Genomic DNA, 22,567 nt, shown 5'->3' with positions numbered 1-22,567 from the left:
TCGGACGCGGCGTCGCCGGCGGGTCGGACGCGGCGTCGCGGGCGGGTCAGGCGCCGTAGAACTCGCGCTCGAACACCTGTCGGGCGCGCCGCGTGACGCCGAGGTAGTCGTCCTCGAGGTGGCTCGCAGAACCCGGCGGGTACTCCATCAGACGGGCGACGCCCTCGAGCTGGACGCGGTCGACGGGCAGGACGTCGGTGGTCTTCCCCGACCACAGCACGAGGGCGCTGCGGGTGCGCGACGCGAAGCGCCAGGCGGCCCCGAGCCGCTCGCCGTCCTCGGCGCCGACGAGTCCGGCGTCGACCGCGGCGTCGAGCGCCTCGAGCGTCGAGGTGGTCCGGAGCGACGGGATCTCGAGCGCGTGCTGCAGCTGCAGGAGCTGGACGAACCACTCGACGTCGCTGAGCGATCCCCGGCCGAGCTTGAGGTGTCGTGCCGGATCGGCACCGCGGGGCAGCCGCTCCGACTCCACGCGGGCCTTGATGCGACGGACCTCGCGCACCTGGTGGTCGTCGATCCGCTCCGGGTACCGGGTGCGGTCGGCGAGGTGCTCGAAGTCACGGAGGAGCTGCGCGTCACCGACGGCCCCCCGAGCGCGGAGGAGCGCCTGCGCCTCCCACGTGAGCGACCAGCGGGCGTAGTAGGCGCCGTAGGACTCGAGCGTCCGCGCGACGGGACCGTTCTTGCCCTCGGGGCGCAGGTCGATGTCGAGGTCGAGCGGGTGGATGGTGTCCTCGGTCAGGCGGTTGAGCTCACGCACGATGGTCTGGGCGGTCCGGGACGCGACCTCGGGGGCCAGTTCGGATGCGCGGTAGACGTACAGCACGTCGGCGTCCGAGCCGAAGCCGAGCTCCCGCCCGCCGTACCGGCCCATCGCGATGATCCCGAACTCGAAGCCCTCGGGGGCGTCACGGCGGGCGAGCGCGAGGGCGCCGGCGAGGGTGGCCTCGGTGACGTCGCTCAGGGCCGGGCCCAGGCCGTCGACGTCGAGCGAGCCCAGCACGGCGGCCATGCCGAGCCGCAGCGTCTCCCGACGTCGAGCCGACCGGAGCAGCGCCGCGGAGCCGTCGACGTCGTCGCCGTGCCGGGCGGTGGTCGCGGTCATCTCGGCGAGCAGGGCGTCGATCGGCCGCGGACGCAGGAGCGCCTCGGGTTCGTCGAGCCAGGCCACCGCCTCGGGGAACCGCTCGAGCAGCCCGGACAGGAACGCCGACTCGGACAGCACCGTGGTGAGCGAGTGCGCGGCGCCGGACGAGTCGCGCAGCATGCGGAGGAACCAGCTCGACTCCCCGAGCCTGTCGCTCAGCCGGCGGAAGGCCAGCAGCGCACGGTCGGGTGCCGGCCCCTCGGCCATCCAGCGCAGGAGCACGGGGAGCAGGTTCCGCTGGATCGCCGCGCGCCGGCTCGTGCCCTGCGTCAGGGCGCGGATGTGGCCGACGGCACCGGCGGGGTCGACGAACCCGACACCGGCGAGCCGATCGACGACCTGGTCGTTGGTCAAGACGATCTCGTCCTCGGTGGAGGCCACGGCCGACAGCAGCGGCCGGTAGAACAGGCGCTCGTGCAGCCCGCGGACCTCGAGCTTCACGGCACGCCAACGGGCCTCGAGCGCCGGGGCCGACGCCGCGACACCGCTCGACCGGGCGAGCACCCGCAACTCCTCTTCGTCAGAGGGCATGAGGTGCGTCCGCTGCAGGCGCCGGAGCTGGATGCGGTGCTCGAGCACCCGGAGCAGGGCGTAGTCCGGCCCGAACCGAGCGGCCTCGGCGCGCCCGACGTACCCGGCGTCGGTCAGGGCGTCCATGGCCTCGAGCGTCGACCGCACCCGGACGGACGGGTCGTCACGGCCGTGCACGAGTTGCAGGAGCTGCACGGTGAACTCGACGTCCCGCAGGCCACCGGGGCCGAGCTTGAGCTGCCGGTCGACGTCGGCGTCGGGGATGTGCTCGGTCACCCGCTCGCGCATGCGCTGCACCGACTCGACGAACCCCGGCCGGGTGGCGGAGGTCCACACGAACGACGCGACGGCCTCGGCGTACCGGGCGCCGAGGTCGGCGGACCCCGCGATCGGGCGGGCCTTGAGCAGCGCCTGGAACTCCCACCCCTTCGCCCAGCGCTCGTAGTACGCCACGTGCGAGTCGAGCGTGCGGACGAGTGCGCCGTCCTTGCCCTCGGGCCGGAGGTTCGCGTCGACCTCCCACAGCGCCGGTTCGGCGGCGAGGTCGGTGATCGCGTGCATCGCGGCGATCGCGATGCGGGTGGAGACGAGCACCGCCCGGTCGGTGGTGACGTCGTCGGTGGGCTCGGTGACGAAGATGACGTCGACGTCGCTGACGTAGTTGAGTTCGCGTGCGCCGGCCTTGCCCATGGCGATCACCGCGAGGGGGGTCGCCGCGACGTCGGCCGCGGGGAACGGGACCTCGCGCCGAGCGATGTCGACCGCGGCGTCGAGGGTGGCTCCGGCAAGGTCGGCGAGGCCGGCCGCGACCGCCGGGAACGCGTCCGTCGGCACGGGGTGCAGCACGTCGAACAGGGCGATCTGGGCCAGGTGCCGGCGGTAGCGCACACGCAGGCGCATCCGGGCGTCCTCACCCGTGGCGCCGTCGACCGCCTCGGTCAGCGACGCCGTGTACCGCTCCTGCGACCACGGTTCGCCGACCGGGTCGAGCAGCAGTGCCAGCTCGGCCGGACGACGGTGCAGGAACTCCCCGAGGCCGATCGAGGCACCGAGCAGGCGGATCAGACGCTCGGTCGCTGCGTCGTCCGTCAGGACGGGGCGGAGCTCGTCCGGCGCGCGCTCGAGCAGCCGCTCCAGCATCCGCAGGGCACCGTCCGGATCAGCGGTGCCGCCCCAGAGCGCGGCAGACCCGGCGACCGGCAGCGGCAGGTCGGGGCCGAACCGGGCCTCCAGGTCGGCAGCCCGCTCGAGGCTCTCCGACAGCTCCGCGAACCCCAGACGGGCCAGCTCCGAACGTGACGTCGTCGTCCGACCGGTCATGTGGAACGTGCTCCCGAGGGGTCAGGGCGCTCGGTTCTAGAGCGCGCCGAGGTTGGTGTCGAGCTCGAACGGGGTGACCTGGTCGCGGTAGCGCTTCCACTCCTGCCGCTTGTTGAGCAGCACGAAGTTGAACACCTGCTCGCCGAGGGTCTCGGCCACCAGCTCCGAGTCCTCCATGAGGCTCAGGGCGTGGTCGAGGCTCGCGGGCAGCTGGCTGTAGCCCAGGGCACGACGCTCCGAGTCGCTGAGGCTCCACACGTTGTCCTCGGCCTCGGCGGGGAGTTCGTACTCTTCCTCGATGCCCTTGAGGCCGGCGGCGAGCAGCAGCGAGTACGCCAGGTAGGGGTTCGCTGCCGAGTCGATCCCGCGGTACTCGATCCGTGAGGACTGGCCCTTGTTCGGCTTGTAGAGCGGCACGCGCACCAGTGCCGAGCGGTTGTTGTGGCCCCAGGTGACGAAGGACGGGGCCTCGTCGCCGCCCCAGAGCCGCTTGTACGAGTTGACGAACTGGTTCGTCACCGCGGTGATCTCCGGCGCGTGCTTGAGCACGCCGGCGATGAAGTGCTTGGCCGTCTGCGACAGCTGGTACTGGCCGCCGGCCTCGTAGAAGGCGTTCTGGTCGCCCTCGAACAGCGAGACGTGGGTGTGCATGCCGGAACCGGGCTGGCCCGAGATCGGCTTCGGCATGAAGGTCGCGTAGACGCCCTGCTCGATCGCCACCTCCTTCACGACGGTGCGGAAGGTCATGATGTTGTCCGCCATCGTCAACGCGTCGGCGTAGCGGAGGTCGATCTCGTTCTGCCCGGGGCCGGCCTCGTGGTGCGAGAACTCGACCGAGATGCCGAGGTCCTCGAGCATCCGGACCGACCGGCGGCGGAAGTCGTGCGCGCTGCCGCCGGGGACGTTGTCGAAGTAGCCGGCCTGGTCGACGGGCTGCGGGCCGCCGTCCTTCCACTCGCGGCTCTTCAGCAGGTAGAACTCGATCTCGGGGTGCGTGTAGAACGTGAACCCACGGTCGCTCGCCCGCGCCAGGGTGCGCTTCAGCACGTTGCGGGGGTCCGCCACGGCGGGCTGCCCGTCCGGTGTCGTGATGTCGCAGAACATCCGCGCGGTGGGGTCGATCTCGCCGCGCCACGGCAGGATCTGGAACGTCGAGGGGTCCGGGTGCGCCAGGACGTCGGCCTCGTACGAACGGGTGAGGCCCTCGATCGCGGAGCCGTCGAACCCGATGCCCTCGGCGAACGCGCCCTCGACCTCGGCCGGGGCGATCGCCACCGACTTCAGCGTCCCGATGACGTCCGTGAACCAGAGTCGGATGAACTTGATGCCGCGCTCCTCGATGGTGCGGAGCACGAAGTCCGTCTGCTTGTCCATGCACGACCTTTCCGTGTATCGGGTGGCCGCTGGCGGGCCTCGTCCCAGGCTAGTGGTCCGGCGGTGTGCGCGGGGCCGTGCGACGCGCCGTCACCGGGGCGCCGGCCACGGTGTTCAGCGGTCCTCGGCGTCCCACTTCTCGTTGTTCGCGGCGATGCGGTCGAGCGCGTGCTGCGCCTCCTCGCGCGTCGCGAACGGGCCGATCCGGTCGCGCTGCGGCGACTGCGGGCCCTGCTCGACCTGGCCGGTCTTGTCGTTGAACCACCACTGGGACTCGATGCGTTCTTCGCTCATGCCGCCCACCGTACTCACGCAACCGCCTGGAGGCCCGGTGCCGGTCCGGCGGACCGGCACCGGGCCTCCAGGCAGTCACATCACCGGCGTCGGGCCGCGCCCTGGGCGGTTGCGTTCGGCGCGTCGCGCCGCGGCTAGAGTGGTCCGCATGCCCCGGGACGAACACGGACACCTGACCGCCGGCCGCATCTCCCCGCACCGCGCCGTGCCGAAGGACATCGAGCGTCCGGAGTACGTCGGGAAGGTCGAGCCCCACGAGCACGGTCTCGGTGACACCTACACACCGGACGAGGTCGAGCGCATCCGGGTCGCCGGACGCATCGCGTCGCAGGCCATCGACGCCGTCGGCGAGGCCATCCGCCCGGGTGTGACCACCGACGAGCTGGACCGGATCGGGCACGAGTTCGTCGTCGCGCACGGCGCCTACCCCTCCACCCTCGGCTACCGCGGCTACCCGAAGTCGCTGTGCTCGAGCCTCAACGAGGTCATCTGCCACGGCATCCCCGACGACACCGTCCTGCAGGAGGGCGACCTCGTCAACATCGACATCACCGCCTACAAGGACGGCATGCACGGCGACACGAACCGCACCTTCGTCGTCGGACACGCCGCGCCCGAGGTGTCGGACCTGGTCACCCGCACCGAAGAGGCACTGCGCCGCGGCATCAAGGCCGTCGCACCGGGGCGGCAGGTCAACGTGATCGGTCGCGCCATCGAGGCGTACGCGAAGCGCTTCGGCTACGGCGTCGTCCGCGACTACACCGGACACGGCGTCGGTCGGGCGTTCCACTCCGGCCTGATCATCCCCCACTACGACGCACCGCAGTACGACACGGTGATCGAACCCGGCATGGTGTTCACCATCGAACCCATGCTCACGCTCGGCGGCATCGACGCCGACATCTGGTCCGACGACTGGACGGTCTCGACCCGTGACAAGTCGTGGACCGCGCAGTTCGAGCACACCCTCGTCGTCACCGAACGCGGCGCGGAGCTCCTCACCGTCTCCTGACCGGACACCTCCGGCAGGCAACCGAAAGGCACGACAACCTCATGACCTCCCTCGCAGTCGGCGTCGACATCGGTGGTACGGGCATCAAGGGCGCGATCGTCGACGTCGCGTCCGGCGCCCTCACCACGGACCGCATCAAGAAGGCCACGCCCGAGGGCGGGAAGCCCCAGGACATCACGGCGGTGGTCAAGGAGATCATCGGTGAGCTCGCGCCCGGTGACGACGTCCCCGTCGGGGTCTGTTTCCCGGCGATCGTGCGGGACGGCAAGACGATGTCCGCCGCGAACGTGTCGAAGAAGTGGATCGGCTTCGAGGCCGAGGCGCTGTTCGAGAAGGAACTCGGCCGCTCCATCCACTTCGTCAACGACGCCGACGCCGCCGGGTTCGCCGAGCAGCAGTTCGGTGCGGCCAAGGGCAAGGACGGCCTGGTCATCGTGACGACGCTCGGCACCGGCATCGGCACCGCGCTCATCAACGACGGTGTGCTCATCGTCAACTCGGAGCTCGGGCACCTGGAGATCGAGGGGCACGACGCCGAGTCGCGCGCCTCGTTCGCCGCCAAGGAGCGCGACGACCTGTCCTGGAAGCACTGGGCGAAGCGCCTGCAGAAGTACTACTCGACGCTCGAGGCGCTGCTCTCCCCCGAGCTCTTCGTCGTCGGCGGCGGGGTCTCGAAGCAGTACGAGGAGTTCCTCCCGCTGCTCGACCTGCAGGCCGACATCATCCCCGCGACGCTCCGCAACAACGCCGGCATCATCGGCGCCGCGACCCTGGCAGCGCGCAGCGTCTAGCGCTGGTCGGGCGTACCTGGTCGAATCGGGCGTCCCTGGTCGGAACTTCTGACCAGGGACGCCCGTTCTCATCAGGTACGCCTGGCGAGGGGCTCCCCTCGCAGCGGGCACCGCGCAGCCGGGTAGACTCGCTCCAGCGAATGGGTCGGTGAGACGGTCGCGTCGCTCCCCCGGGAGCGCCGAGGAACGTCCGGGCTCCACAGAGCAGGGCGGTGGGTAACACCCACCCGGAGCAATCCGCGAGACAGTGCCACAGAAAGCAGACCGCCGGCGGCAACGTCGGTAAGGGTGAAACGGTGGTGTAAGAGACCACCAGGGGTCCGGGTGACCGGATCCGCTCGGTAAACCTCGCCCGGAGCAAGGTCAGACAGAGGACGTTGAGGCTGCTCGCCGAGTCCTCGGGTAGACCGCTGGAGGCCGACGGCAACGTCGGTCCGAGAGAGATGGCCGTCACCGCCGTGCAAGCGGCGGGACAGAACCCGGCGTACGGCCGGCCCATTCGCCCCTTCTCCTCGCCACGTTGGCTCGCACCGGGGCGCTCGGCGCCCGCGGTCACGACTCCCCGCTCAGGTTCGCCGAGTGGTCACCGACCGTCGGCCAGCACGTCCGCAGCCGACACTTCGTGACCGCTCGGCGCCACGCGCGCGACGCGTTGCGACCAGCCCACGAACGAACAGGAGGCGCGGTGCCGTCGGGCACCGCGCCTCCTGTCCGGACGTCGCTCGCGTCTACAGCCCGGACTCGGCCGTCCGCACCAGGATCGCGTCGCTGTCGGGGCACAGCACCACGTCGTCGGGCGCAGCCCGCCGGATGGTCTGCAGGTCGGAGTTGTTGAGCGCCACGCCGGACGCCGTCGACACGCCGCCCTGCAGCAGCGAGGCACCGAAGCCGTACCGCGCACGCTGCCGGTCGTACAGGGCGAGCAGCTCGGCCGGCACCTTGGCGGCGACGTCGGCGCGGGCCTGCTCGGCGGACTCGCGGTCGGCGGTGAGTCGGGCGATCTCGGTGTCGCGCTCGGCGACCAGACCACCGCGAGCGGCCTCGACGTCGGCGAGCTTCGCCTCGATGTCACCGACCCGGGCGCGGAGTCCGTCGAGGTTCTCCATGATCTCGAGTTCGGCGGTCTCGAGGCCGCCGATGCGCCGCTGCAGCGAGTCGAGCTCACTCTGCAGTCCGGCCGCGTCCTTCGCGTTGGCGACGTTCTGCAGCATCGTGGTGTCGCGTTCGACGCGCGCCTGCGCCACAGCGGTGTCGGACTCCAGGCGTGCGAGGTCGCGCTCGGCGTCCTCGACCTCGCCGGTGGCGGCGACGAGTTCGCTCCGGAGCGCCGCGGCCTGCTTGCTCAGCTCGGTCAGCTGGTCGCCCTTCTGCAACGACGTGATGCGGTGCGCGATGCGGGTGACGTCGTTGTCGAGACGCTGGACGTCGAGGAGGATGACCTGGTCCTCGGGTGCTGCCTTCATGGTCAGGCTCCTTCTGTGGGGGTGGTGGGTTCGGCGGCCGGCAGGACGGCGAAGTCCCACGGGTCGGTGCGGAGGTCGCTCACGCTGACGCGGACCCCGGCCCGGGTGCGCAGCTGCTCTGCGGCGACGTCGAGCCAGAGCCACTCGGTGGCCCAGTGCGAAGTGTCGATGAGCGCCGGCCCGCCGCCGAGCAGCGCCTGCTCGCGGAACTCCGAGGCCGGGTGGTGCCGCAGGTCGCTCGTGATGTACACGTCGGCGTCGAGCACGGCGGGATGGCCGAGCAGCGAGTCGCCCGCACCCGCGCAGAGCGCCACGGTGCGGACGTGCTGGTCGAAGTCACCGGAGACGCGGACGCCGGTCGCGGTGGGCGGCAACAGGTCGACGAGCTTCCGGGCGAGGGCGCCGAGGGTCGTCCCCTCGGGCAGCATCCCGACTCGGCCGATACCCGTGTCGGGGTCGGCTGCGGCGTCGAGCGGTCGCTGCTCGGTGAGCCCGAGGCGGTCGGCGAGGACGGCCGAGGTGCCGGTCGTCACGACGTCGGCGTTGGTGTGCGCCGCGAGCAGGGCGCTGCTGCCACGCACGAGGGTCGCGAGGACGCTGCCCTTGTAGGTCGATTCCGCGATCGTCGTCACCCCGCGGAGCAGCAGCGGATGGTGCGTGAGCAGGAGCCCGGCGCCGAGTTCGACGGCTTCACGGGCGGTGGCCGGGACCGCGTCGACGGCGAGGTGCACGTGCTCGACAGTTGCGTCCGGGTCCCCAGCGACGAGCCCGACGGAGTCCCACGACTCGGCACCGGCGGCGGGCCACAGGTCCTCGATCACGGCCTGGAGTTCGCGGAGCGTCGGCATCCCGTCAGTGTACCGAGGCGACCGCCCCGCACGGGGCACCCGCGAGCCGTCAGCGACGACCGAGCAGGCCGAGCAGCCGGTCGACGAGTCGCGACCACCAGCCGGCCGGGGCCGGCTCTGCCGACGTGTCGGTGTCGGTGTCGGCTTCTGCCGCGTCCGCGACGGGGGCGGGGACGACCGGTGCGGCGACGGCGTCCGGCAGGACGACCGGCGTGCTGGCGGTGACGCCCTGGTGCGCGGTGAGCGCGGCGGCGAACGCCGCACGGTCGATGACCGTCGGCCCGGTGGCGGGCAGGACGAGCGGGGTCGGTCGCGTGGCCGCCGACACCGGGGACACGGCGGGGAGGCCCAGCACCGGCCGGACGGGTTCGTCGCGTTCCGGGGTGACGAGTTCCACCACCGGCGCGGCTTCCGGTGCGGGTGCCTGCGCTGCTGCGGGGACGTTCCGTGCTGTGCGGCTCGGCACGGACGCCGGCCGGGTGACGGGCGCCACGGGCGCGGCCGCTGCGCGGCGGGCTGCGGCGCGGTCACGTCGGTCCGCCTCGGCGGCGGCGTCGGTGAGCAGGTCGGCGAAGACGGTGTGGGCGAAGGCGCGGGCGGCGGTCACCTCGGGGTCGTCGGAGTCGGCAACGGTGGCCTCCCACGCGGCGAGCCGCGCCAGGTCCTCGTCACGGCGGCGGACCTCGGCCTCGAGCAGCACGATGCGCTCGATGGTGCTGCGGCCCGTGGACGACGACACCTCGACGGCGAGGTCCTCGATGCGCAGGGCCAGACGCTCCGGCGGCTCCGGGAACGACGGGGCGCAGACGGCGGCGTGGCGGGCGCGATCGCGGCGGAACGCCGGAGCCGCGACGGGCGCCGACCGGGTCGTCTCGTCGGCGGGTGCCGGGCTGGCGACGTGCGCGGGAGCGGTCGTCGCGGCGGCGGTCACGTCGGCGGAGACGGCGGCAGTCGCGGGCGCGTCGTCGGCGGTGATCGCGGCATGGCCGGGACGCTGCACCGGACCGGTGACGGGCGGGACGACGAGGTCCGGCACGTACGGGGCACGGGTCGCTGGTGCGTCGCGGAGCCACTCCTCGAGCTCGCGGCCGAACGGGTCCACGAGCGGGGTGCGTGCGCCGGACTGGGTCTCCATGTCCGAAGCATAAATATCGCGCGGGCAGGAACGCGGGACATCGCCGGAGTGTCGCTGCACCGCCTGCCATATCGGAGCGGAATTGAGCGGCGTGTCGCGCCCCGTGATCACCGATGTGGGCGGAGGCCGTCCTCGAACACCCGCAGCAGTTCCCGTCCCGCGGGCCAGGCACCGACACCACTGGCGACGTTCACGTGCCCGAGGGCACCGACACGGACGACCTCTGCGCCCATCGCTTCGGCGAACAGGAGGGCCCGGTCCGCGCTGCAGTACGGGTCGTCGTCGCTCACGACGAGGCGCGTCGGGACCCGCTGGGCCGGGGGCGCCTGGCGCGGTGTCACGAAGCCCCGTGCCTCGTCCGGGAACGAGTCACCGAGCGGGTCGGGCGGGGCGACGAGGAAGGCACCGGCGACGAGCGCGGGAGCATGCGCCGTGGTGGCGAGCCAGTCGGCGACGGCCAGGACGCCGAGGCTGTGGGCGACGAGGACCGGGGGCTCCGCGCACGAGGCCACGGCCGTCGAGATCGCGGCGCGCCAGTCGTCGGGATCCGGGTCGCTCCACGAGGTGGGGGCGATGCGGACGGCGGCGTGCTGCCGGTGGTCGCGCCGATCGCGCTCGTCGTGCTCGTCCTGCTGCTCCCGCTCCCAGACGGACTGCCAGTGGTCCGGGCCCGAGTTCCAGATGCCCGGGACGATCACCCACGGTCGCGGTCTGCTCACCGGGGCAGCGTAGCGAACCGCGTCGCACCGATCCCGGGTGTGACGCCGACCTCCCGCCCGGTCAGGGCTGCGGGACCGCGCCTCGGGGCTGCTGCAGTGTGTCGCGCGGGTACTGCCCGAAGCGGGATGCGTACGCCGCCGAGAACCGACCGAGGTGCGCGAAGCCCCAGCGCAGCGCCACGCTCGCCACCGTCAGGTCTCCCGCCGACGCGCGCCGGAGCTCCTCGTGCACGCGGTCCAGTCGGATCCCCCGCAGCAGGGCGTTCGGCGCGGTGCCGACCTGCCGCTGGAACGCCTGCTGGAGGCCCCGCACGCTCAGGCCGACGTGCGCCGCGACGTCCGTGGTCGTGATCGGCGTGTGGGCGAACGCGTGCATGAACTCCACGGCCTCGCGGACGCGCCCCGTGGCTCCCTGGGGCAGTGCGACGTCGGGGGCGATCGTCTCGTGCGGGAACGTGTCGAGGAACGCCAGGGCGGTCTCGCGCACCGTCTCGGCGAGGGCCAGCTCGGTGAGCGGTGCCGGACCGAGCACGATCGCTGCCGCACGCTGCACCTGCGCGTTCCAGGCGCGCAGGTCCTCCGGTCGGGGTGCTGCGGTGTGGTCGAAGACGAGGGGCCCGGTCCGGGTCCCGTGCACCTCGGCGGCGACGCGCTCCAGGTACGTGCGGTCGAACTGGACGAGGCTCTGTCGGACCTCCTGGAGATCGAACACGAAGGGGCGACGCGTCGGGAACACCCGGGGCGTGCCGGGCGCGAGGTCGACCTCCTGCCGACCGACGTCCACGCGTCCGCCGCCGTCCGAGGTCCACATCACGACGTACTCGTCGGGGACCTCGACCTCGCCCTGCATCCGTCCGTCGAACCGAGTGGATCGGAACGTCATCGTGTCGTCGCCCACGACCTGGAACCGGTACCCGAACGGACGATCGGTGCGGGACGCCGAGAACCCGGTGCTCTCGTAGGCTTCTTCGTAGAGCCGCACGGCCGCGTCGAGCGTGGTCCCGGACGTCTCGAACCGCATCCGGGGATCGGGCTCAGCACTCATCGCGCAGATCGTCACACAGTGTCCGTGATGCGCAGCAATCGACCGAGCCGCATTGCGGATTCCGGCTCGTCGAGTTCGCCGGACGGATCACGGGCACCGCAGCGCCTTGCCGGACCGGTCGTGCTCAGTGCCGGTCCCGCAGCACGGTCCACCGGTTCCGGTCCGCCACGCGCTCGTACCGGAGGTCGTCGACGACCATGCGGACGAGTGCGAGTCCGCGACCGCCCTCGGCGAAGTCGTCGGGCAGCACGGCGGCATCGGGGTCCACCGTCGCGGCGACGCCGTCGTCCGACAGGAGCGCCTGGAAGCGCTCGTCGCCGATCTCGAGCCGGAGCTCGCAGGAGACGCCGTCCGCACGCGCGCCGTGCTCGATGACGTTCGAGGTGAGTTCGACGAGGGCGAGCTCGAGGGCCATGCGGTCCTCGGCGGAGACGGACGGCTCGTCCTGCCACACGCCCGCGAGGAAGTCGTGCACCGCGGACACGTCGTCCGGGGGGCACGCCAGTGCGAGCATGTGCTCGGCGACGGGGGCGGTCATCACCAGTCGGTCACCGCGGCGTCCCCGTCGGGGTACGTCCGCAGGATCTTGTCGATGTTGGAGAGCTTGAGCACCATCTGCACCTGTTCCGACGGTGCCGCGATGCGGAGGTCGCCGCCGGCCTGCCGCGCGGTCTTCAGGCTGCCGACCAGGGCGCCGAGGCCGGAGGAGTCCATGAACTCCACCCCGGAGAGCTCGACCACGAGCCGCGATCGCCCGTTGCCGACGATCTGGGCGACGGTCTCGCGGAACGTGGGCGCGGAGACCATGTTGAGCCGGCCGCTGCACTCCAGGACGGCGGTGTCGGTCTCCGCCTCGTGTACGACGATGTCCATCTCGGTGGGTCTCCTCAGATCGGTGCGCCTTGCAACCAGCAACCTACCGGCTCCGACCCTCAGTTGTGTGACCGGTTTCGCCGCGTCGCCGTCACCTGCACCACGACGGCTGCGGCCATCAGCACTGCCATCACCCCGCCCATCGCCAGTGCGGTGCCACCGAGGGCGCCGGCGAGCGGGGTGCCGAGACCGCCGATGCCGAAGGTGAGCCCGCCCTGCAGCGCGGCCGCGGTGCCCGGGTGCGCCGAGCCGACGTGCTGCGTGCGGGTCATCGCCGCCGGCAGCACGAAGCCCCACGCGGCCGTCACGACCGCGAGCGCGCACCACACCGGCACCGGCCCGAGCCCCAGGATCGCCGACACGAGCACGGCCGTGGCTCCGACCGTCCCGACGGCCAGGCCGAGGGACAGCAGAGCGTCCTCTGTGAACCGTCCGACGAGCCGACCGAACAGCACCGTCGTGACGATCATCATCGACGCGTTCGTGGCGAAGACCAGGGTGTACATCCCTTCGGAGAAGCCGTACTCCGACTGGAACACGAACGAGCTCGTCGCGATGTAGGCGAAGAACCCCACCGTCGACAGCACGCCGCTCAGCACGTAGGCCCGGAACCGCGGGATCGCCAGGAGCTCGCGGATCCGCTGCCCGTTGGCCGCGAACCCGACGCCGCCGCGTCGCTCCCGCGGCAGGGTCTCGCGGAACCGCAGCACCACGGCCACGAAGAACACCGCACCGAGCGCGGCCAGCACGACGAACATGAGCCGCCACGTGCCGACCGTCAGCACCGCTCCCCCGGCCAGCGGTGCCACCACGGGTCCGATCGCGTTGATGGCCGCGAGCGTGCCGAACACCTTCGCCATCCGGGTGCCGCTCGTCACGTCGGACACCATCGCCCGGCCGGCCACGGCACCCGCGGCTCCGGCGAGTCCCTGGGCGACGCGGGCCACCACCAGCGTCACGACGTCGGGGGCGAGCGCGCAGCCGACCGACGCGAGGGCGAACAGGGCGGTCCCGACGACGAGCATCGGCCGACGACCGATCCCGTCACTCACCGGTCCGACGAGCAGCTGGCCGACCGCGAAGGCCACGAGGAACGCCGTGAGCGAGAGCTGCACCGCGCCGGGCGTGGTGCCGAGGTCGCGCGCGATGGCCGGGAGCGCGGGGATGTACATGTCGGTCGCGAACGGCGAGACCCCGACGATGAGCGCCAGCGGCACGATCGGGGGCAGCACGGTCGTCGTCGGTCCCGTCCTGCGCTCCGTCGTCACCTCGGACACGCTACGCGTCCCCGAATCGATTCGACGAGCACTTCGTGAGCAGGAACGGTCGGTTCGCGGTGCCGGACGCGACCGTTCCTGCTGCCGAAGCGCGGCGGGCGACGTGCGCGCGGACGGACGGGAAGCCCGGTGCGGGCCCGTCACGGGCCTCCTGTCCGGCGCCGCGAGCGGTCACGACAACCCGCTCACGTCCACCGAGTGGTCGCGTTCCGTCGCCCGGCGACGGCGCAGCCGACGCTTCGTGACCACTCGGCCGGGGCCGCCCGACGTGTCCCGACCGCTCAGGCCGACCGACGGCGCGAGGCGCCGCCGACGCATCGTGACCGCTGGGCGGTGCAGCACGAGACGTGCGCGCGGACGGACGGGAGGCCCGGTGCCAGCTGGCACCGGGCCTCCCGTCCGTCGGGTGGGGGCGTCAGCCCGTGTTCTGCAGGCCGGCGGCGATCCCGTTGACGGTGAGCAGCAGGAGCCGGTGGTCGGCGTCCGTCGGATCCGTGCTGCCGGACGTGCGGATGGCGCGCAGCGCCCGGAGCTGCAGGTGCGACAGGGCGTCGACGTACGGGCTGCGCAGGCGCACGGCGCGGGCGAGGACGGGTCGGTCCTCGAGCACGTCGCTGCCGCCGGAGACGCGGAGCACCCAGTCGCGGGTGCGGGCCATCTCGTCGAGCACCTTCGCGGCGAGGTCGTCACGGTCGGCGAGCTCGAGGTACCGGCGGGCGATGTGCTCGTCGGTCTTCGCGAGCGACATCTCGACGTTCTTGATCATCGCGGCGAAGAGCGGCCACTCGGCGTAGGCGGCGCGGAGCACGTCCACGTCACCGACGGCCTCGAGCGCAGAGCCGAGCCCGTACCAACCGGCGAGGTTGATGCGCGCCTGCGTCCACGAGAACACCCACGGGATGGCACGGAGGTCCTCGAGCGACTCCACCGACAGGCCACGTCGGGCCGGGCGGGAGCCGAGGGGCAGCAGGCCGATCTCCTCCATCGGGGTGACCCGGGCGAACCAGGGCGCGAAGCCGTCGGCCTTGACCAGGTCGTAGAAGGCGACGCGTGAGACGTCGTCGAGCTGCTGTGCGAGGTCGGCGAACCGGGCGGCCGCGGCCGCGGTGCGCGCCTCGTTCGACGGCGACGACGCGAACAGCGTCGCCGAGGCCATCTGCTCGAGGTGCCGTGCGGCGATGTCCTGGTCGCCGTACTGGGCGAAGATGACCTCGCCCTGCTCGGTGAGCTTGAGTCGGCCGTCGATCGACCCCGGCGGCTGCGCGAGGACGGCCTCGTTGGCGGGTCCGCCACCCCGGCCGAGCGAACCGCCCCGGCCGTGGAACAGGGTCAGTTCGATGTCGTTGTCGCGGGCCCAGTCGGCGATGCGGGCCTGCGCGTCGTACAGCGCCAGGTTCGCGGACACCGGGCCGACGTCCTTCGACGAGTCCGAGTACCCGAGCATGACCTCGAGCCGACGGCCGGTTGCGGCGAGGCGTCGCTGGAACGCCTCGGTGCGCACGGCCTCGTCGAGGATGTCGACACTGGCGTGCAGGTCGGCGAAGGTCTCGAACAGGGGGATGACGTCGAGCACCGGCGCGGCCTCGGCGGACCCGAGTGCGGCGACCGCGAGTTCGTGCACGTTCGCCAGGTCCGCCGGCGACTGCGTGAAGGACACGATGTACCGGTTCGCCGCGCGGACGCCGTAGCGGGACTGCAGCCCGGCGATCGTGCGGAAGACGGCGAGGACCTCTTCGGTGGTCTCGCTCAGTTCGCCACCGGCGCGGATCTCGGCGAGGGCCGTGCGGTGCACCTGGGAGTGCTGGCGGACCTCGAGTTCGGCCAGGTGGAAGCCGAAGGTCTCGACCTGCCAGACGAGGTTCTGCAGTTCGCCGTTCGCCGGGCGGACGGCACCGGAAGCGATGAGCGACGTCTGGATGGTGCGGAGGTCGGCCAGCAGCGCCTCGGGGCCGTCGTAGGCGAGCGGCGTGGTGCCGGTCCGGGTGGCGTCGATGCGCGCGGCCACGAACAGGAGCGCACGACGGTGGGTCTCGTTCGGTGCGCGGACGCCGATGCGCTCGGCGATGCCCGGGTCGAGGGACTCCTGCGCGGCCACGAGGGCGGTGAGTCCGGCGTCCGCGGGGGTGTCACTGGCGTCGAGGGTCAGGGCGCTGCCGATGCGGGTGGTCGCACGGGCGAGGCCGAGCAGGATGTGCTCCGCCGCGATCTCGGCGGCCTGACGGGTGACGTCGGCCGTGACGTGCGGGTTGCCGTCGCGGTCGCCGCCGATCCAGGTGCCGAACCGCACGAACGCGGGCGCGATCACGGATGCACGACCGGCGTCGTCGCCCTGCAGCCGGTCGTCGAGCAGGCGGTAGACCTGCGGGACGATCTCGAACAGGGTCTGGTCGAACACGCTCATCGCGGTGCGGACCTCGTCGAGCGGGGTCGGCCGGGTGGTCCGGAGCGGCGAGGTGCGCAGGAGGGTCGTGATCTCCTCGAGCAGGCGGCGCTCGTTCTCGGCGCGGGCCGTCGCGTTCCGGGCGCGGTCGCGCTCGTCGATGAGGTCCGTGATGCGGCGGACACCCGTGGTGACCGCGCGGCGGCGGGCCTCGGTCGGGTGGGCCGTCAGCACCGGGTGGAACCGCAGGGTGCGGAGGCGCTCGGCGGCCTCGGCCTCGCCGACCTCGGCGACGAGCTCGGCGTAGGTGGCGGGGAACGAGTCGCCGGCCACGCCGCCGTCGTCACCACGCTGGCGGAGGACCCGCACACGGTGGTGCTCCTCGGCCAGGTTGGTGAGGTGGAAGTAGGTGGTGAACGCCTGCGCCACGGCCTCGGCGCGTTCGGCCGACATGCCCGAGACGATCGCCTGGGCACGCGCTGCGCCCTCGGCGTGGTCGCCCTCGTAGGCGTCGATCACGGCGGCGCGCAACGACTCCACGTCGTGGAGCAGTTCGTCGCCCCCGTTCTCCCGCAGCACCCGGCCGAGGAGGTTGCCGAGGTACCGGACGTCGGCGCGCAGGTCGCTGTCGACCGCACCGCTGACGTCGTCCCGCGCGCGCTCGTGGCGTGCAGATCCGTCGATCGCCGTCATGGAGTCCTTTCCGGGTCGTCCGGGAGGCTGGTCCCGGGTCCCAGCAGCGTATCGGCACCGGGAGGCACGTGACGTCGACCGTCCGGACGGACGCGGGGCAGGGTCCGGACGGACGCGGGGCGGGGTCCGGACGGACGCGGGGCGGGGTCCACGCGGGGCCGGGTCCGCGCGGTCCCACACGCGGCCCCGCTCCGGGTACTGCCTGGCGCGGGGTCAGGCGGGCACGGAGGCGCTGTCCGGTTCCTGACGGAACGGCGCACGGCGGGCATCGAGGCCGGCGAGCAGCCCCCGGTTCAGCTCGTAGGCGAGCTCGACCTCGGCGATCACCCGCTCCTGCTCCCCGGCCGTCCAGGGCGCGGCGTCGAGCTGGGCCCGGTAGGTGTGCTCGAAGTCGCTCGGGTCGGCGACCTGGTCGAAGATGTAGAAGAGGACGCCGTTCGTGTCGAACCCGAACCGCTCTGCCAGCACCTGGCCGATCACGTGCCCGCCGGACACGTCGCCGAGGTACCGCGTGTAATGATGCGCCACGAAGCCGCCGGGCCACTCCGCCGCGACCTCGTTGAGGCGTCGCACGTACGCGGTCGTCGCGGGCAGCGGGCACACCAGCTCGGACCAGTCCGGGCCGATCAGGTACTCGAGGTCGGCACGGATCGCCGGCATCCGGGTGAGCTGCGCGGTGACGAACGGTGCCGCCACGGGGTGGTCGGCCATGCGTTCCGCCGCCCGCTCGAGCGCGTCGTACACGAAGGCGTACTGTCCGAGCAGGTCCGCGTAGTCGGCGACGTCGCAGTCGCCGCCGAGCAGGTCCTGCATGAAGCCGCTCGTGGCCGAGGCACCGTGCGAGCGCCGCGTGCGACGCCGCAGCAGCTCGGAGAACGGGATGACGGTCGAGTCCATGAGGTAAGGCTAACCTTAGTGATGCGCGCGTCAAGCAGGGATCACCCAGGTGGCGCCGAACCCGCGAGAGGAAGCTCCCCCACGATGAGCTCGAAACCCAAACGCCCCCAGCACGTCTTCGTCGTCGACCGCACCGAACGGCTCTCGCCCCACATGGTGCGCGTGCACCTGGGCGGCTCGGCCTTCGAGGACTTCGTCGCCCAGGCCGACCCCGACCGGCTCGGCGCGACCGACAAGTACGTCAAGCTCCTGCTCGCGAAGCCGTCGCTCGGACTCGTGCCGCCGTACGACCTCGAGGCCCTGCGCGAGACCCTGCCGAAGCACGACCGCCCCGCCCGCCGCACGTACACGGTGCGCGCGGTCGACCACACCACACGGACCATCGCGATCGACTTCGTCGTGCACGGCGACGACGGCCTCGCCGGTCCCTGGGCAGCGTCCGCACAGCCGGGCGACCGGCTCGCCCTGTCCGGGCCCGGTGGTGGCTACGCGCCGACCACCGACCCGGCGGTCACGCACGTGCTGCTCGGTGACGACAGCGCCCTGCCCGCGATCGGCGCAGCACTCGAGTCGATGCCCGACTCCGCCACTGGGGTCGCCCTGGTCGAGGTGGCCGGGCCCGCCGACGAGCAGGACCTCCGGCACCCGGCCGGGGTCGACCTGCGGTGGCTGCACCGGGACGCCACCGGCGCCCAGCCGGGCACGCTCCTGCTGGAGACGGCCCGCGGGCTGCCGCGTGCCTCCCGGCCGGTCCAGGTCTTCGCGCACGGCGAGCGGACCGCGATGAAGGCGATCCGTCGGCTGCTGCAGGACGACTGGGGGCTGGAGAAGCGCGAGATGTCGTTGTCGGCGTACTGGGCGCTCGGTCGCGGCGAGGACGAGTTCCAGGAGGAGAAGCGCGAGCCCGTCGGGGTGATCTTCACCGACTGACGGCGGCCTGCCTGCCTGCCTGGCCGGTCCTTTCCAGAACGCGCGCGATGGCTGGTGAGAACGGGCGTCCCTGGTCGGAAGAACAGACCGGGTACGCCCGATTCGACCAGGTACGCCCGATTCGACCAGGTGCGCCAGGTACGCCCGGTACGCCCCGCGCGCGCAGCGGCCGGGAGGCCCGGGGCACGTCGGTGGGTCGGGCTAGCGTTCGGGGCATGGTCTCCTCCTCGTGCTGCGTGCCGGGTTGCGCAGGCGTGCTCGCGGATGGTCTCGCGGGCATCCCCCTGTGCGGTGCGCACGTCGCGTTCGTCGCCGACCTCGCGGCCGAACACGCCGGCATCGAGGACGCGCTGCCCGGTCCGTGCCCGGCGTGCGGGTCTCGGATCGGGGTGCGGTACCCCTCGGGCGTGGTGTGCGCCCGGTGCGAGTGGCGCTGGGGGGAGGTGCCGGACGGCGACCTCGCTCCCCCTCGGGTCGACGTCGTCTACTACCTGCGGATGCGCGACGACTTCGGTGACCGCATCAAGATCGGTACGACGATGAACCCCCGGCAGCGGCTCGCGGCGATCCCGCACCAGGACCTGCTGGCGTTCGAGCGCGGTGACCGGACCCTCGAACGCCGACGGCACGCCACCTTCGCCGCCAGCCGCTACCCGGGTACCGAGTGGTTCCGGGCGACGCCGGAACTCCTGGCCCACGTGGACACCGTCGCTGCCGGGGTCGACGATCCGTGGGACCTGCACGCCCGGTGGACGAGCGAGGCGCTCGCGCTGCGGGGCTGAGCCGCGACCGGGCGGTCGGATCCCGTGCCCAGCTGGTCGGAGTGCCTGCTCAGGCGGCCTGCAGGATGCGGTCGGCGGTGCGGAGCGAGAGCGCCATGATCGTCAGCGCCGGGTTCGCGATGACCGCGCTCGGGAACACCGAGTTGTCGGCGATCCACAGGTTCGGGACCTCCCACGAGCGGCCGTCCTGGTCGACGACGGAGGTCTCGCGGTCCGTGCCCATCCGCGCGGTGCCGATGGTGTGCGCCGTGCGTTCGAGCACCCGGACGTCCTGGCCGCCGGCAGCCTCGACGATGGTCGTCATCGTGCGCACCGCGTGCCGGCGGATCGCCTCCTCGTTCGAACCCGGGGTGAACGAGACCCGAGCACGCGGGACACCGTGCTCGTCGAGTTCGTCGGTCAGCTCGAGGCGGTTGTCGTCGTACGGCAGGCACTCGGCGTTGATGCCGACGCCGGCCGAGAACGGGTAGTCCTGCAGCGCCCGGACGAGCTCGGCACCGCGGAGTCCGCCGCCCCGGACCAGGGAGGTCGCGAAGGTCTGCGGCTGCACGCCCAGGCTCTGGATGAGGTAGCCGCCGGCGAAGTCGGCGTCCGCCGGTCGGACGAAGTCCTCGGTGATGATCGATGACGGGTACCCGCGGTAGGAGCGCATCGACTCGTCGAACCGCGCCCACACCTGGGTGGCTCCGTGCGCGGTGAAGTTCCGGCCGACCTGCCCGCTGCCGTTCGCGACACCGGTGTGCAGCAGCAGCCGCGGCGTCTCGACACCGCCCGCGGCGAGGACGAGGGTCCGGCAGCGCTGGCGGTGCTCGCGCCCGTCGGCGGTGTACAGGACCGCCTCGACGCGTCCCGCCGCGTCGAGCTCGATGCCGTGCACGAAGGACTCCGGACGGATCTCGGCACCGAACGCCACCGCGGCGGGCAGGTAGGTCGTGTCCATCGACACCTTCGCGCCGTTCCGGCAGCCCTGGTGGCAGGACCCGCAGGACACGCATGCCTGGCGCAGCCCGTGGTGCTCCTGGTGCCGGTCCTCGGTGGTCAGGCCGACCGGGGCGTCCGTCGCGGTGATCCCGGCCGCCGCGGTGCCGCGCATCATCATGTCCGACGAGGCGTTCCGGGCCGGCGGGCGCATCCGGTAGCGGCGGGACGGGTCCCACGGGTAGTACTCGGGGCCGGCGACGCCGACGTCGTGCTCGACCTGCTCGATCCAGCCGGTGAGTTCGGCGTGGCTGATCGGCCAGTCCTGCCCCGCGCCGCTCTCGGTCCGCAGTCGCAGGTCGTGCTCGCTCGGCCGCGGGGTGAACGCGCCCCAGTGCAGCGTCGACCCGCCGACGCCCGTGCCGCTGTTGTTCGGGCCGAAGGCCGTGGGGGCTCCACCGCCGCTCAGCCGCTCGTCCATCCAGTTGATGTCCCCGGGGGCGGCGACCTCGTCCGGCACGTGGTCGCCCGGCTCGGTGTTGCGGCCGGCTTCGAGCGCGACGACCGTCAGGCCACGGCGCGCCAGCGATGCGAGGAGCGGTGCTCCCCCGGCCCCGGTGCCGACCACCACCACGTCGACGACGTCGTCCGTGCCGTACGTGCGTTGTCCGTCGAGTCTCATCGTGCTGCTCCGGTCGTCGGTGCGGGGTCGATCGTGGCGGTGGGACGGGGGCCGTCGGGTGCCTCGGGCTCCCAGGCCTCGCGCTCGTCGGCAGCGAGGAGCTGGAAGCCCTGCTTGCGGACGCCGTCACCTCCGTTGGCGTAGCCGTCGAAGTCGATGGCGGCCATGGTGGCGGGGTGTGCGAGCCAGTGCTTCACGAGGTCGACGCTGGCGTCCTCGAACCAGGCGCGCAGCTGCTCGGCGTCGAGGGCACCGTCGGCGCGGTACCGCCCGGCCGCCACGGACTCGAGGGCCTGGTCGAGCACGCCGTCGCGGGCGGGTGCGGCGAGGACGTCGAGCGCGGCGCGGTAGGCCTCGGCGTCCACCGGCAGGCCGTCCGGCCGCCAGCCGTCGCCGAGCCCGGCGGCCAGCTGCGCGTCGACCCGAAGCGCCAGGTCGACCTGGTCGGGGCCGGGCTGCGGGACGACGATCCGCGCGACCGCACGGAGGGTGTCCAGCTGCGTCGGCGTGAAGGCGTGGGGTGCGGCAGCCGGGTCGTCGGGCAGTGCCCGCTGGGCGAGCAGGCATCGGGTGCGGGCACTGACCCGCGGCGAGGCGATCACGCGGGCGTGCTCCACGGGGACGACCGGCGACCCCGTGACCCGGCGCTGCCAGAAGTCGCGGATGCGCTCGGCCACCGCCTCCGGCTGTTCCCAGGGCAGCAGGTGGGCGGCGCCATCGACGACGTGGAGCTCGCTGTTCGGCCAGTGCGGCAGCGTCAGGCGGCGCTGGGCGTCGGCATCGAGGTCGCCGTCCTCGGCACCGGCGAGCACCAGGGCCGGCACCGGGTTCGGCGCGGCGTCCGACCAGTCCTCGCGGCTGCCGCGGGACAGCCAGTCCGTCCAGGCCGCGGGGTCGGTCCGCTCGACGTCCTGCACCGCCGCGATGTGGCGCGCGGGCGCCAGGGGTCCCGCGGTGTTGGCGCCGACGAACTCCTCGGCGTCCTGGACGCCGATCGGGCCACCGGCAGCCCACGACAGCATCGTCCGGCGGCGGTCGTCGTCCATCGGCTCGGGAGCGAGCGGGGACGCGGCGAGGAGCACCACGGCTCGCAGCCCGAACAGGCCGTTCGCGCCGGTGATCGTGCGGTCGGCCACCGCCGTGGCGACCTTGCCGCCCATCGAGTGCCCGAGGAGCATCCACTCCGTCGAGCCGCTCGCGCCGATCGCGCGCTCCACCAGGACGGCCATCTCCTCGACGGTGGTGCCGGACGACGCCGGGCTCCGGCCGAAGCCGGGCAGGTCGATGCCGATGAGGTCGAGGTCGCCGAGGAGTTCGGCGCGGAGCAGCGCGAACTCCTCGGAACTCGCGCCGAGGGCGTGGAGACAGAAGACGGTGGTCACCATGTATACCTACCCGTCGTGCGCGATCGCTCCCAGCCGGGCTGTACCCCGGCGGGTCGTGCGTGTCCCCCGAT

20 protein-coding genes and 1 other RNA gene are annotated in these 22,567 nt (G+C 72.6%); 5 read left to right on the top strand and 16 right to left on the bottom strand.

Annotated features, from left to right (window positions below; all coding sequences use genetic code 11):
- Positions 1-46: 46 nt before the first annotated feature.
- The 3 genes from Q9R26_RS15090 to Q9R26_RS15080 all read right to left on the bottom strand — a co-directional run bounded on the left by Q9R26_RS15090 (position 47) and on the right by Q9R26_RS15080 (position 4,666).
- A complete protein-coding gene (locus Q9R26_RS15090) occupies positions 47-2,998 on the bottom strand; it encodes a bifunctional [glutamine synthetase] adenylyltransferase/[glutamine synthetase]-adenylyl-L-tyrosine phosphorylase (RefSeq protein ID WP_311227723.1) in 2,952 nt (983 codons plus the stop codon).
- A gap of 36 nt (positions 2,999-3,034) precedes the next feature.
- Positions 3,035-4,372 (bottom strand): type I glutamate--ammonia ligase, encoded by a 1,338-nt coding sequence (gene glnA, locus Q9R26_RS15085; protein ID WP_027465449.1) that lies wholly within the window; start codon positions 4,370-4,372, stop codon positions 3,035-3,037.
- A 114-nt stretch (positions 4,373-4,486) separates the two neighbouring features.
- Positions 4,487-4,666 carry an SPOR domain-containing protein gene (locus tag Q9R26_RS15080; protein WP_111023013.1) on the bottom strand — a complete coding sequence of 60 codons (180 nt, stop codon included), beginning with the start codon at positions 4,664-4,666 and terminating at the stop codon, positions 4,487-4,489.
- 148 nt (positions 4,667-4,814) lie between these two features.
- Between Q9R26_RS15080 and map the strand changes: the two genes are divergently transcribed.
- From map to rnpB, 3 genes are all read left to right on the top strand, one after another.
- A complete protein-coding gene (map, locus tag Q9R26_RS15075; RefSeq protein ID WP_182067036.1) occupies positions 4,815-5,678 on the top strand; it encodes a type I methionyl aminopeptidase in 864 nt (287 codons plus the stop codon).
- Between the two features lie 41 nt (positions 5,679-5,719).
- Positions 5,720-6,469 (top strand): polyphosphate--glucose phosphotransferase, encoded by a 750-nt coding sequence (gene ppgK / locus Q9R26_RS15070; RefSeq protein WP_027465446.1) that lies wholly within the window; start codon positions 5,720-5,722, stop codon positions 6,467-6,469.
- A gap of 141 nt (positions 6,470-6,610) precedes the next feature.
- Positions 6,611-6,971: RNase P RNA component class A (gene rnpB, locus Q9R26_RS15065), an RNA gene on the top strand.
- A 226-nt stretch (positions 6,972-7,197) separates the two neighbouring features.
- Here rnpB and Q9R26_RS15060 read toward each other — a convergent pair.
- The 11 genes from Q9R26_RS15060 to Q9R26_RS15010 form a co-directional block, all read right to left on the bottom strand.
- Complete coding sequence (locus tag Q9R26_RS15060; RefSeq protein ID WP_311227722.1) at positions 7,198-7,932, bottom strand: hypothetical protein; 735 nt, start codon at positions 7,930-7,932, stop codon at positions 7,198-7,200.
- A gap of 2 nt (positions 7,933-7,934) precedes the next feature.
- A complete protein-coding gene (locus tag Q9R26_RS15055; protein WP_311227721.1) occupies positions 7,935-8,780 on the bottom strand; it encodes a Nif3-like dinuclear metal center hexameric protein in 846 nt (281 codons plus the stop codon).
- Between the two features lie 49 nt (positions 8,781-8,829).
- Positions 8,830-9,915, bottom strand: a complete 1,086-nt coding sequence (locus Q9R26_RS15050; protein ID WP_311227720.1) for a hypothetical protein — start codon at positions 9,913-9,915, stop codon at positions 8,830-8,832.
- Between the two features lie 107 nt (positions 9,916-10,022).
- Complete coding sequence (locus Q9R26_RS15045; RefSeq protein ID WP_311227719.1) at positions 10,023-10,634, bottom strand: alpha/beta fold hydrolase; 612 nt, start codon at positions 10,632-10,634, stop codon at positions 10,023-10,025.
- 61 nt (positions 10,635-10,695) lie between these two features.
- Positions 10,696-11,679, bottom strand: coding sequence for an AraC family transcriptional regulator (locus tag Q9R26_RS15040; RefSeq protein ID WP_182066969.1), 984 nt, complete (start codon positions 11,677-11,679; stop codon positions 10,696-10,698).
- A 124-nt stretch (positions 11,680-11,803) separates the two neighbouring features.
- A complete protein-coding gene (locus Q9R26_RS15035) occupies positions 11,804-12,217 on the bottom strand; it encodes an ATP-binding protein (protein WP_247737825.1) in 414 nt (137 codons plus the stop codon).
- Positions 12,217-12,552, bottom strand: a complete 336-nt coding sequence (locus Q9R26_RS15030; RefSeq protein ID WP_017886068.1) for an STAS domain-containing protein — start codon at positions 12,550-12,552, stop codon at positions 12,217-12,219. Before Q9R26_RS15030 ends, Q9R26_RS15035 begins: the two co-directional genes overlap by 1 nt.
- A 59-nt stretch (positions 12,553-12,611) precedes the next feature.
- Positions 12,612-13,820, bottom strand: a complete 1,209-nt coding sequence (locus tag Q9R26_RS15025; RefSeq protein WP_311227718.1) for a multidrug effflux MFS transporter — start codon at positions 13,818-13,820, stop codon at positions 12,612-12,614.
- A 10-nt stretch (positions 13,821-13,830) separates the two neighbouring features.
- Positions 13,831-14,004: a hypothetical protein gene (locus Q9R26_RS15020; protein ID WP_311227717.1), complete on the bottom strand. Its 174-nt coding sequence runs from the start codon at positions 14,002-14,004 to the stop codon at positions 13,831-13,833.
- 240 nt (positions 14,005-14,244) lie between these two features.
- A complete protein-coding gene (locus tag Q9R26_RS15015; RefSeq protein ID WP_182066971.1) occupies positions 14,245-16,902 on the bottom strand; it encodes a phosphoenolpyruvate carboxylase in 2,658 nt (885 codons plus the stop codon).
- A gap of 213 nt (positions 16,903-17,115) precedes the next feature.
- On the bottom strand, positions 17,116-17,799 hold the full coding sequence (locus tag Q9R26_RS15010; RefSeq protein WP_311227716.1) for a biliverdin-producing heme oxygenase: 684 nt from the start codon (positions 17,797-17,799) through the stop codon (positions 17,116-17,118).
- 84 nt (positions 17,800-17,883) lie between these two features.
- Here Q9R26_RS15010 and Q9R26_RS15005 point away from each other — a divergent pair, with 84 nt between their 5' ends.
- Both Q9R26_RS15005 and Q9R26_RS15000 read left to right on the top strand, forming a co-directional pair.
- Positions 17,884-18,729, top strand: coding sequence for a siderophore-interacting protein (locus tag Q9R26_RS15005; protein ID WP_259577682.1), 846 nt, complete (start codon positions 17,884-17,886; stop codon positions 18,727-18,729).
- A gap of 215 nt (positions 18,730-18,944) precedes the next feature.
- Entirely contained in the window at positions 18,945-19,511 is a 567-nt protein-coding gene (locus Q9R26_RS15000) for a GIY-YIG nuclease family protein (protein ID WP_311227715.1), read from the top strand.
- A gap of 49 nt (positions 19,512-19,560) precedes the next feature.
- Here Q9R26_RS15000 and Q9R26_RS14995 read toward each other — a convergent pair whose 3' ends face one another.
- Together Q9R26_RS14995 and Q9R26_RS14990 are read right to left on the bottom strand one after the other, a co-directional pair.
- Positions 19,561-21,111 carry a GMC family oxidoreductase gene (locus Q9R26_RS14995; protein ID WP_311227714.1) on the bottom strand — a complete coding sequence of 517 codons (1,551 nt, stop codon included), beginning with the start codon at positions 21,109-21,111 and terminating at the stop codon, positions 19,561-19,563.
- Positions 21,108-22,493 carry an alpha/beta hydrolase gene (locus Q9R26_RS14990; protein WP_311227713.1) on the bottom strand — a complete coding sequence of 462 codons (1,386 nt, stop codon included), beginning with the start codon at positions 22,491-22,493 and terminating at the stop codon, positions 21,108-21,110. Before Q9R26_RS14990 ends, Q9R26_RS14995 begins: the two co-directional genes overlap by 4 nt.
- Positions 22,494-22,567 lie beyond the last annotated feature (74 nt).

The sequence above is a fragment of the Curtobacterium sp. BRB10 genome (assembly GCF_031844325.1).
Classification (GTDB): Bacteria; Actinomycetota; Actinomycetes; order Actinomycetales; family Microbacteriaceae; genus Curtobacterium; species Curtobacterium poinsettiae_A.
The sequence above is the reverse complement of the archived record's forward strand: the minus strand, read 5'-3'. Positions and strand labels throughout refer to the sequence as shown.